Genomic DNA, 9,671 nt, shown 5'->3' with positions numbered 1-9,671 from the left:
GCGAGGTCGAGCTGGACCCGGAGACCGGCACGGTCGACATCGTCTCCTATGTCTCGGCCAACGATGTCGGCCGCGTGGTCAACCCGATGATCGTGCGCGGCCAGCTCGACGGCGGCGCGGTCCAGGGCATCGGCCAGGCGCTGGGCGAGCGGATGGTCTACGACCCGGAGACCGGGCAGGTGATGACCGCCACGCTGATGGATTACGGCGTGCCGCGGGCGGACATCATCCGAGACTTCGTGCATGTGCTGGATGAATCGACGCCCTGCCTGAACAACCCGCTCGGCGTGAAGGGCGTGGGCGAACTCGGCACCATCGGCGCCACGCCGGCGGTGGTGAATGCGGTAGCCGATGCTTTGGCGCGCGCTGGTCATGGCGCGGCCGCCAACCGTCTGCAGATGCCGCTGACCCCGGCGACGGTGTGGAAGGCACTGCAGTAAAAGGAGGGAGAACACTCCCGTATGAAGGGAGTGTTCTCCCGCTCTGTCTCCATTTTCTGTCATTGCCGGGCTTGACCCGGCAATCCAGGGGCCATCGAGAACGGCTCTTGAAAGCCCCTGGATCCTCGGGTCAAGCCCGAGGATGACAATGAAAAGGCGGGCGAGCCTGCGGGCTGAGCCTCAGCCCGCCAGCGCCTGCGCTTCCTCCAGCTTGCCGTTGGCCTCGAGCCAGGCTTCCTCGGCGGCGTCCAGTTTGCTTTGCACCTCGTGCAGCGCGATCTGCTGCTCGGTCGCGGCCGCTGGATTGTTGTAGAGCGCGGTGTCGGCCAGCTTCGCCTCGATCGCCTTCTTCTCGCGCTCCAGCCCCTGGATCCGCTTCTCGATATCGCGGATCGCCAGACGCAGCGGCGCCAGCTGGGCCCGGGCCTCGGCAGCGGCGCGGCGCTGCTCCTTGCGGTCGGCCTGGCTCAGCTTGTCCGCCTGGCGCCCGGCGCGCTCCTGCCGGCGCTGCTCGGCCAGCAGGCGGCGGTAGTCGTCGAGATCGCCCTCGAAGGGGCTGACGGCCCCGTCCTTCACCAGCAGAAGCCGGTCGGCGGTCAGCTCGATCAAATGCGGGTCGTGGGTGATCAGCACCACGGCACCGTCATACTCATTCAGCGCCTGCACCAGCGCCTGGCGGCTGTCGACATCGAGATGGTTGGTCGGCTCGTCCAGCAGCAGCAGCTGCGGCGCCTCGCGCGCCATCAGGGCCAGCAGCAGCCGCGCCTTCTCGCCGCCCGACATGTCGCCGATCCGCGTCTCCGACCGGCGCTGGACGAAGCCGAAGCGGCCGAGATGGGCGCGGATCTTCTCGTCGGTCGAATTCGGCATCACCCGGCGTGCCTGGGCGATGGCGTTCAGAGACAAATCCAGCTCCTCCGCCTGGTGCTGGGCGAAGTACCCGACCTTGAGCTTGCCGGACTTGCGCAGCTGCCCGGCCATCGGCTCCAGCCGGCCGGCGAACAGCTTGACCAGCGTCGACTTGCCGTTGCCGTTGGCGCCCAAGAGCGCGATGCGGTCGTCCATGTCGATCCGCATGTCGAGGTTCTTCAGCACCGGCCGCTCGTCGTAGCCGACGGTCACCTTGTCCAGCACCAGGATCGGCGGCGCCAGCTCCTCCGGCTTCGGGAAGTCGAAGCTGATCGACTGGTCCTCGACCAGCGCCACGATCGGCTCCATCTTCTCCAGCGCCTTCACCCGGCTCTGCGCCTGGCGGGCCTTGGTGGCCTTGGCCTTGAACCGGTCGATGAAACTCTGCATGTGGGCGCGCTGGGCGATCTGGCGCTTCTGCAGCGCCGCCAGATGCTCCAGCCGCATGCGGCGGGTCTGCTCGAACTGGTCGTAGCCGCCGCTATAGGCGGTCAGCTTGCCGTTCTCGAGATGGATGGTGGTGTCGACGACGCGGTTCAGCAGGTCGCGGTCGTGGCTGACCATCAGGATGGTGTGCGGATAGCTCTTCAGCCAGGTCTCGAGCCACAGCGTCGCCTCGAGGTCGAGGTGGTTGGTGGGCTCGTCCAGCAGCAGCAGGTCGGGCTGCAGGAACAGCGTCGCCGCCAGGGCCACGCGCATCCGCATGCCGCCCGACAGGTCGCCGACCGGCCGGGCTTGGGCCTCCGTGTCGAAGCCCAGGCCGGCCAGGATGGTTGCGGCCCGCGCTGGCGCGGTGTGGGCGTCGATATCGGCCAGACGGGTGTGGATCTCGCCGATCCGGTTCGGATCCTCGGCGGTCTCCGCCTCCTCCAGCAGGCTGGCGCGTTCGACATCGGCGGCCAGCACGGTGTCGAGCAGGCTGGCCGACCCTTCCGGCGCGTCCTGGGCGACGCTGGCCATCCGCCACCGCCCGGGATAGCTGATCTGGCCGCCGTCGAGCGCGATCTCCTTGCGGATCGCGCGCAGCAGTGTCGACTTGCCGGTGCCGTTGTGGCCGACGAGGCCCGCCTTGTGTCCGGCCGCGACCGACACCGAAGCGGAGTCGAGCAGCACGCGGCCGGCGATGCGGATGGTGATGTCCTGGATCTGAAGCATGGCGGCGCGGTCATAGCACGACCCGACCAGATTCGCGCAGTCCGGTTGCCGGAACGGGGCGGCCCGTCTATAAGGCCGCGCAATTCCGATCCGCCAACGCCTGAACACCGAGGATCCAATGGCCGAGCGCACCTTCTCCATCATCAAGCCGGACGCCACCCGCCGCAACCTGACCGGCAAGATCAACGCCAAGTTCGAGGAGGCCGGCCTGCGCATCGTCGCGCAGAAGCGGGTCCAGCTGAGCCGCGCCCAGGCCGAGGCCTTCTACGGCGTGCACAAGGAGCGGCCGTTCTTCAACGACCTCTGCACCTTCATGACCTCGGGCCCGGTGGTGGTCCAGGTCCTCGAGGGCGACAACGCCGTGGCCCGCAACCGCGAGATCATGGGCGCCACCAACCCGGCCAACGCCGCCGAGGGCACCATCCGCAAGGAGTTCGCGGAATCGATCGAGGCGAACTCGGTCCACGGCTCCGATTCGCTGGAGAACGCGGCGATCGAGATCGCCTTCTTCTTCGCGGGCACCGAGATCGTCGGCTGATCCGACGCGCGTTCGGCCGTCCTTGCTGCGGCAGGGACGGCCGGGGGCAGCCCCGGGCAACAAAAAAGGCCGGTCCGTCGGGACCGGCCTTTTTCGTGCCGATGGCGAAAATCAGAGCAGGAACAACGCCATGCCGATCAGCAGGATGGCGACGGCGACGATGCCCCAGGTGCTGAAGCGCACGAAGCTGGCATACATCTGCTTGCGCGAAGCCAGCAGTTCATCGGGAACCTGATTCGTGCCTTCGCTGGCCATCGCGCCCATCCTCGTCACGCTTTCGTATGTTTGCGATCGAGGACCATTTACGGGTGGCCCCCGACCTTGTCCAGTGAAATAGGGTTTAATTGTCGCAGCGTCGAGTTGGGCTTTGTGACAATTATCACAATGGGTTGCGGATCGTGTCTGCAGCCGCCGCCGCGCCGTCGATCTGGACCCGCCCGTTCACGATCCGGACCCGTCCTTCGGCCACCCAGCGCAGGGCCATCGGATAGCAGCGATGCTCCTCCACCAGGATCCGCGCGGCCAGGCTGGCGGCGTCGTCGCCGTCCAGCACCGGCACCGCGGCCTGGACCAGGATCGGCCCGTCATCGACCACCGGACGCACGATATGCACGGTGCAGCCGGCCAGCTTGACCCCGGCGGCCAGCGCCCGCTCATGGGTGTGCAGCCCGGGGAAGGCCGGCAGCAGCGACGGATGGATGTTGAGGATGCGGTCCTGCCAGCTTCCGACGAAATCGGCGCTCAGCACCCGCATGAAGCCGGCCAGGCAGACCAGTTCGACCCCGGCGGCGCGCAGCGCCTCGTCCATCGCCGCCTCGAAGGCGGCCTTGTTCGGATAGGCCTTGCGGTCGACCGTGGCGGTGGCGATGCCCCGTCCTTCGGCGACGGCCAGACCGCCGGCGCCGGGGATGTCGGACAGCACCAGCGCGATCTCGGCGGGGAAGTCCGGCGCGGCGCAGGCTTCGGCCAGGGCCGCCATGTTGCTGCCCCGGCCGGAGATCAGTACTCCAACCCTCAGACGGCCCATGCCGCCCCCGTGCCCGCGATCGCCACCGAATGGGAGGCGTCGGCGACGACCCGACCGATCCGGTGAACCGTCTCGCCCTGGCCGGCCAGGATGGCCGACACCGCCTCGGCCTGGGCGGGGTCCACGATGACCACCATGCCGATGCCGCAGTTGTAGGTCCGGGCCAGTTCGGCGGCGTTGAGGCCGCCCCGGGCCTTCAGCCAGCGGAACACCGGTGGCAGGGGCCAGGATCCGGCGTCGAGGGCGACGCCCAGCCCGTCCGGCAGCACCCGGGGAATGTTCTCGGTCAGCCCGCCGCCGGTGATATGCGCCAGGGCATGGACGCCGCCGGCACGGATGGCCGCCAGCGTGCTCTTCACATAGATCCGGGTCGGGGTCAGGAAGGCCTCGCCGACCGATCTGTCGTTGGCGAAGGGCGCCGGCTCGTCCCAGCTCAGCCCGGCATCGGCAACGGTGCGGCGGACCAGCGAGTAGCCGTTGGAATGCACGCCGGTCGAGGCCAGGCCCAGCACCACGTCGCCGTCGCGCACGTCGCGGCCGGTCAGGGCCTCTTCGCGCTCGACCGCGCCGACGGCGAAGCCGGCCAGGTCGTAGTCGCCGGCGGCGTACATGCCCGGCATCTCCGCCGTCTCGCCGCCGATCAGGGCGCAGCCGGCCTGGCGGCAGCCCTCGGTGATGCCGCGCAGCACGCCGACGCCGACCGAGCGGTCGAGCCTGCCGGACGCGAAATAGTCGAGGAAGAACAGCGGCTCGGCGCCCTGCACCACCAGGTCGTTGACGCACATGGCGACGAGGTCGATGCCCACCGTATCGTGCCGGCCGGTCTCGATCGCCACCTTCAGCTTGGTGCCGACGCCGTCGGTCGCGGCGACCAGGATCGGGTCGCGGAAGCCGGCGGCCTTCGGGTCGAACAGCGCGCCGAAGCCGCCCAGCCCTTCCATCATGCCCTTGCGGCGCGTGCTCTCGGCCAGGGGCTTGATGTCGCCGACGAAGGCCTCGCCCTCGGCGATGTTCACACCGGCCCGGGCATAGGCGTCGGAGCTGTCCTTGGGGTCGACCGGCGGGCACATGATGACCTCGCAGAGAGGGGTGCTATATAAAGGCGGATTATCCGTGCGGATGCGCGCGGACCATAGCGAAACCGGAAGGCATTGCAATGATGCTTCGCATCGGATCGACCCTGGCTCTGGCGGCCGCGCTTCTCTGCGCCGGGCTGGTGCCGGTGCGTGCCCAGACCACAGGCGGCGCGCCGATTGCGGGCAGCGCCTCCGGCTACTCGGTCGACAACGTCGCGGTCGAGGCGACGGCGGCGAACGCCACCGAGGCCCGCACCAAGGCCTTCGCCCAGGGCCCGCGCAAGGCGCTGCAGCAGCTGCTGCAGCAGATCGGCGCCGACCCGGCCCGCGCCTCCCGCATGTCCGACGGGGATGTCGAGCGGCTGGTGCAGAGCTTCCAGGTGAAGTCGGAGCAGGCCTCGCCCGGCCACTATGCCGCCACCCTGGCCTACACCTTCCGCAGCTCCGGCGTGCAGCAGCTGCTGTCGGGCGCCTCCGCCGCCCCGCCGGTCACCGCCACACTTCCGCCCGGCACGGCGCCGGGAACGCTGCCGGGGACCCCGCAGCAGCCTGGCGCCGCGCCCGGCTTCGCGGCGCGGGGCTCGGTCACCGTCACCGTGCCGATCGCGGCGCCGGCCGACTGGTACGACGTTCAGGGCCGTCTGACCCGCCTCGGCGGCGTGGTCACCTCATCCCTGGTCAGCCTGACCTCCAGGCAGGCGGTGCTGGAGCTGCATTTCCCCGGCGACCAGACCCAGCTCAACCAGATCCTGTCGCAGCAGGGGCTGACCGTGCAGCAGGGCGCCCAGGCGCTCGAGCTGCACCGAACCGGCGGGTGACGGCGCCGGCGTGACGACTTTTCCGAGGTCAGGCTACTTGCGCCTTCTGGTCCGATCCCTGCCCAACCTGCTCAGCCTGGCCCGGCTTGTCCTGGCCCCGGTCACCATCTGGCTGATCCTGGACGGCCGCCTGGTCACCGCCTTCTGGATGTTCGTGGTGGCGGCACTGACGGATGCGATCGACGGCATCCTGGCCCGCCGGCTGGAGGCGCGCACGGCGCTGGGCAGCTATCTCGACCCGATCGCAGACAAGCTGCTGGTGGTCGGGACCTATCTGGCGCTGAGCTGGATGGCCGCCCTGCCGGTCTGGCTGGTGGTGCTGGTGGTGGCGCGTGACATCGGCCTGGTGCTGGGCGTGGTGGTGCTGCACGTCGCCGGCCGCGGCACGCGCTCGCTGACCCCATCGCTGATCAGCAAGCTTAATACCGTGATGCAGGTGGCGCTGGTGGGGCTGGTGATGGCGGCCCCCGGCCTGCATGTCGACGCCCGCGGCGCTATCGCGCTACTGGTCTGGGTGGTGGCCGCGACCACGATCCTGTCGGCGATCGGCTATCTGCGCGAGACCATCCGCCGCTTCTTCGGGCCGGTGGGGGCGCACGCGTGAACGGCTCCGTCCAAATCCGCTTCTGGCTGATCGGCTTCGTCGTCTTCTGTCTGCTGGTCTGGCTGCTCAGCGGCGTGCTGGCGCCCTTCGTCACCGGCATGATCATCGCCTATCTGCTCGACCCGGTGGCCCGGCGGCTGCAGGCGATCGGCATGGCGCGCTGGCTGGCGACGACGGTGCTGCTGCTGCTGTTCGTGCTGGTCGCCGTGCTGGTGGCCCTGATCATCCTGCCGATCCTCCTGAATCAGGTAACCGGCCTGCTCTCGGCCGTGCCCGATTATGTTGGCCGGGCTGCGACGCGGCTGCAGCCGCTGATCCAGGAGCTGCGCCATCGCGTCTCGGCGGCGAACTTCAACGAGATCCAGAAGGCGGTCAGCCAGTATGCCGGCAGCGCCGTGTCCTGGATCGGCACGGTGATCGGCAGCCTGTGGCAGGGCGGCATGGCGCTGATCGACCTGCTGTCGCTGGTCTTCATCACCCCCGTGGTCGCGTTCTACATGCTGCGCGACTGGGACCACATGATCGGGGTGATCGACCAGAACCTGCCGGTGGCGCAGCGCGAGACCGTCCGCGGCTTGGGGCGCGAGGTCAATCACACCCTGTCCCGCTTCATCCGCGGCCAGCTGATCGTCTGCCTGCTGCTGGGGCTGTTCTACGCCATCGCCCTGACCATCGTAGGGCTGAATTTCGGCCTGCTGGTCGGGCTGATGACCGGCATCCTATCGATCATCCCCTATGTCGGCTCGCTGGTCGGGCTGGTCAGCTCGGTCGGCATCGCCCTGGTGCAGTATGACGACTGGACGATGTGGGCGCTGGTGCTGGGCATCTTTCTGCTCGGCCAATTCCTGGAGGGCAACTTCGTCACCCCGAAGCTGGTCGGCGAATCCGTCGGCCTGCATCCGGTCTGGGTGATCTTCGCGCTGCTCGCCGCTGGCAGCCTGTTTGGCTTCACCGGGGTGATGCTGGCGGTACCGATGGCGGCGGTGATCGGCGTGCTGACCCGCTTCGCCCTGCACCGCTATCGCCAGAGCGCGCTGTACCGGCAGCCGCCCGCCGACCCGCCGGACACGGATCTTCCGACGGTTTCATGAGCAGGATTGCCAACCCGGTGGCCCAGTTCGTCTTCGACCTGTCGCTGCCTCCAGCTTTGGGGCCGGAGGATTTCATCGTCGCCGACAGCAACCGCGAAGCCGCGGGCTGGATCGGGCGCTGGCCGGACTGGCCGGGGCCGGCCCTCGCCCTGCATGGCGCGCCGGGGGCGGGGAAGAGCCATCTGCTCGGCATCTGGGCGCAGCGCACCGGGGCCCAAGTCCTGCCCGGCAGTGCGATGACGACGGCCGATCCGGCCGAGCTCGCCGCCACCGGGGCCGTGGCGCTGGACGATGCCGACCGGGTGGCCGGCGACGCGGCGGCGGAGCGGGCGCTGTTCCACCTGCACAACCTGCTGAAGGAGGCCGGCGGCTTCCTGCTGCTGGCGGCGCGCGAACCGCCGGCGCGCTGGCCGGTGGCGCTGCCGGATCTGGCGTCGCGGCTGAAGGCGGCGCCGGCGGTGGGCCTTGGCGAGCCGGACGACGTGCTGTTGGCCCAGGTGCTGGCCAAGCTGTTCGCCGACCGCCAGCTGGCGGTGGGGCCCGAGATCGTGCAGGCGATGCTGGCGCGGATGGAGCGCAGCTTCGCCGAAGCGCGGCGGCTGGTGGCCGAGATCGACACCGCCAGCCTGGCCCAGGGCCGCTCGATCACCCTGCCGCTGGTGCGGGGGATCCTGGCGGGACAGGGCTAGGATCTCGGCAGCGCCTCGAAGGCGGCGAGGGCCAGGCGTCGGGCGTCGCCATGGTCGACGATCGGCCGCGGATAGGTCCTGCCCAGCGCGATGCCGGCCTTGTCCAGCACGGCGGCCGGCGCCTGCCAGGGCTTGTGGATCCATTTCGGCGGCAGCCCGGCCAGCTCCGGCACGAAGCGGCGGACATAGGCGCCGTCCGGGTCGAACTTCTCGCCCTGCAGCACCGGGTTGAAGATGCGGAAATAGGGCGCGGCGTCGGCGCCGCAGCCGGCCACCCATTGCCAGTTGAAGGCGTTGTTCGCCAGATCGGCGTCGACCAACGTGTCCCAGAACCAGGCCTCGCCCTCGCGCCAGTCGATGCGCAGGTCCTTGATCAGGAAGGACGCGGCGATCATGCGGACGCGGTTGTGCATCCACCCGGTCCGCCAGAGCTGCCGCATCCCGGCATCGACGATCGGATAGCCGGTGCGGCCCTGCTGCCACGCCCACAGCGCGTTCCGGTCCTTCTCCCAGGGGTAGTCCGCGAAGCGAGTGTCGAGCGGCTCGGTGGGCAGATCCGGCCGCGCGGCCAGCAGATGGGCCGCGAATTCGCGCCAGCCCAGCTCGCGCTGATAGGCCTCGGCGGCGCGGCGCAGCCTCGGCGTCTCGGCGGCGGCATGCTCGACCGCCTGCCAGACCCGGCGCGGCCCGATCTCGCCCCAATGCAGATGCGGCGACAGGGCCGAGCTGCCGTCGACGTCCGGCCGGTCGCGCCTGGCCTCGTAGTCGGCGAGGCCGTGGCGCAGGAAGGCTGACAGGCGCTTGCGGGCCCCGGCCTCGCCGGGAATCCAGGTCTCGCGCAGCCCGCCGGCCCAGTCGGGCGTGGTCGGCCGCAGTGCCCAATCCGCCAGGTCGTCGCCGCGTGGCCAGCGCCTGGGCGCCGGGATCTCCTTTGGGGCGGCATGCGGCGCGGCGATGCCGCCTCGCTCCACGCAGGCGCGCCAGAACGGCGTGAACACCTTGAACGGCGTATCCGATTTGGTGCGGATCTCCCAGGGTTCGAACAGCAGCGCCGCGTTGCCGCTCTCGGCGCCGATGCCGCGCTGCGTGAGATCGTGCTTGATGGCCGTGTCGCGTTCGATCGATGCCGGCTCGTAACGGCGATTCCACAGCACTGCTGTAGCGCCGGTCTCCTCGATCAGTTCGGCCAGCACCTTCGTCGTTGGGCCCTGTCTCAGGATCAGCCGGCTGCCGCGCTCCGCCAGCGACTCAGCCAGCGCGGCGAGCGAATGGTGCAGCCACCAGCGACTCGCGCCACCCGGCGGCCAATCGCCCTCGCCGTCGG

At 69.7% G+C, this 9,671-nt stretch carries 11 protein-coding genes; 6 read left to right on the top strand and 5 right to left on the bottom strand.

Features of this window, described 5'->3' with window-relative positions; genetic code table 11:
- The coding region (locus ABDW35_RS24530; protein ID WP_343716488.1) for a molybdopterin cofactor-binding domain-containing protein at window positions 1–440 on the top strand (440 nt) is incomplete at its 5' end.
- 180 nt (window positions 441–620) lie between these two features.
- On the opposite strand, the gene ABDW35_RS24525 is transcribed toward ABDW35_RS24530, so the two are convergent.
- Window positions 621–2,504 (bottom strand): ABC-F family ATP-binding cassette domain-containing protein, encoded by a 1,884-nt coding sequence (locus ABDW35_RS24525; RefSeq protein ID WP_343716487.1) that lies wholly within the window; start codon window positions 2,502–2,504, stop codon window positions 621–623.
- 118 nt (window positions 2,505–2,622) lie between these two features.
- Between ABDW35_RS24525 and ndk the strand changes: the two genes are divergently transcribed.
- On the top strand, window positions 2,623–3,042 hold the full coding sequence (gene ndk / locus ABDW35_RS24520) for a nucleoside-diphosphate kinase (RefSeq protein ID WP_034834707.1): 420 nt from the start codon (window positions 2,623–2,625) through the stop codon (window positions 3,040–3,042).
- Window positions 3,043–3,153: 111 nt separating this feature from the next.
- On the opposite strand, the gene ABDW35_RS24515 is transcribed toward ndk, so the two are convergent.
- The 3 genes from ABDW35_RS24515 to purM all read right to left on the bottom strand — a co-directional run bounded on the left by ABDW35_RS24515 (window position 3,154) and on the right by purM (window position 5,139).
- The gene (locus ABDW35_RS24515) at window positions 3,154–3,297 is read right to left on the bottom strand and encodes an aa3-type cytochrome c oxidase subunit IV (RefSeq protein WP_342237329.1); all 144 of its coding nucleotides are present in this window, start codon (window positions 3,295–3,297) and stop codon (window positions 3,154–3,156) included.
- Window positions 3,298–3,421: 124 nt separating this feature from the next.
- The gene (gene purN / locus ABDW35_RS24510; RefSeq protein ID WP_343716486.1) at window positions 3,422–4,069 is read right to left on the bottom strand and encodes a phosphoribosylglycinamide formyltransferase; all 648 of its coding nucleotides are present in this window, start codon (window positions 4,067–4,069) and stop codon (window positions 3,422–3,424) included.
- Complete coding sequence (gene purM / locus ABDW35_RS24505; RefSeq protein ID WP_343716485.1) at window positions 4,057–5,139, bottom strand: phosphoribosylformylglycinamidine cyclo-ligase; 1,083 nt, start codon at window positions 5,137–5,139, stop codon at window positions 4,057–4,059. Before purM ends, purN begins: the two co-directional genes overlap by 13 nt.
- 86 nt (window positions 5,140–5,225) lie before the next feature.
- Between purM and ABDW35_RS24500 the strand changes: the two genes are divergently transcribed.
- Genes ABDW35_RS24500 through ABDW35_RS24485 form a run of 4 tightly spaced genes read left to right on the top strand, consistent with a single transcriptional unit; the run spans window position 5,226 to window position 8,347 of the window.
- Complete coding sequence (locus ABDW35_RS24500; RefSeq protein WP_343716484.1) at window positions 5,226–5,963, top strand: hypothetical protein; 738 nt, start codon at window positions 5,226–5,228, stop codon at window positions 5,961–5,963.
- A gap of 37 nt (window positions 5,964–6,000) precedes the next feature.
- Window positions 6,001–6,567, top strand: coding sequence for a CDP-alcohol phosphatidyltransferase family protein (locus tag ABDW35_RS24495; protein ID WP_343716483.1), 567 nt, complete (start codon window positions 6,001–6,003; stop codon window positions 6,565–6,567).
- The gene (locus tag ABDW35_RS24490; protein WP_343716482.1) at window positions 6,564–7,658 is read left to right on the top strand and encodes an AI-2E family transporter; all 1,095 of its coding nucleotides are present in this window, start codon (window positions 6,564–6,566) and stop codon (window positions 7,656–7,658) included. The genes ABDW35_RS24495 and ABDW35_RS24490 overlap by 4 nt, the downstream gene beginning before the upstream one ends.
- Entirely contained in the window at window positions 7,655–8,347 is a 693-nt protein-coding gene (locus ABDW35_RS24485; RefSeq protein ID WP_343716481.1) for a DNA replication protein, read from the top strand. The genes ABDW35_RS24490 and ABDW35_RS24485 overlap by 4 nt, the downstream gene beginning before the upstream one ends.
- Here ABDW35_RS24485 and ABDW35_RS24480 read toward each other — a convergent pair.
- Window positions 8,344–9,671 (bottom strand): deoxyribodipyrimidine photo-lyase (locus ABDW35_RS24480; protein ID WP_343716480.1); only part of this gene is annotated, 1,328 nt, incomplete at its 5' end. The two genes, ABDW35_RS24485 and ABDW35_RS24480, sit on opposite strands and share 4 nt — an antisense overlap.

Origin of the sequence: Inquilinus sp., assembly GCF_039594555.1 — a bacterium.
In the GTDB taxonomy this organism is placed as follows: domain Bacteria; phylum Pseudomonadota; class Alphaproteobacteria; order DSM-16000; family Inquilinaceae; genus Inquilinus.
Note: the sequence above shows the minus strand (reverse complement) of the source record. Positions and strands in the feature narration are given on the sequence as shown.

What these genes read in the sequence shown, in the direction of transcription:
- ABDW35_RS24525 (WP_343716487.1), bottom strand. Translation starts at nt 2,504, where the DNA reads ATGCTTCAGATCCAGGACATCACCATCCGCATCGCCGGCCGCGTGCTG.
- ndk (WP_034834707.1), top strand. Translation starts at nt 2,623, where the DNA reads ATGGCCGAGCGCACCTTCTCCATCATCAAGCCGGACGCCACCCGCCGC.
- ABDW35_RS24515 (WP_342237329.1), bottom strand. Translation starts at nt 3,297, where the DNA reads ATGGCCAGCGAAGGCACGAATCAGGTTCCCGATGAACTGCTGGCTTCG.
- purN (WP_343716486.1), bottom strand. Translation starts at nt 4,069, where the DNA reads ATGGGCCGTCTGAGGGTTGGAGTACTGATCTCCGGCCGGGGCAGCAAC.
- purM (WP_343716485.1), bottom strand. Translation starts at nt 5,139, where the DNA reads ATGTGCCCGCCGGTCGACCCCAAGGACAGCTCCGACGCCTATGCCCGG.
- ABDW35_RS24500 (WP_343716484.1), top strand. Translation starts at nt 5,226, where the DNA reads ATGATGCTTCGCATCGGATCGACCCTGGCTCTGGCGGCCGCGCTTCTC.
- ABDW35_RS24485 (WP_343716481.1), top strand. Translation starts at nt 7,655, where the DNA reads ATGAGCAGGATTGCCAACCCGGTGGCCCAGTTCGTCTTCGACCTGTCG.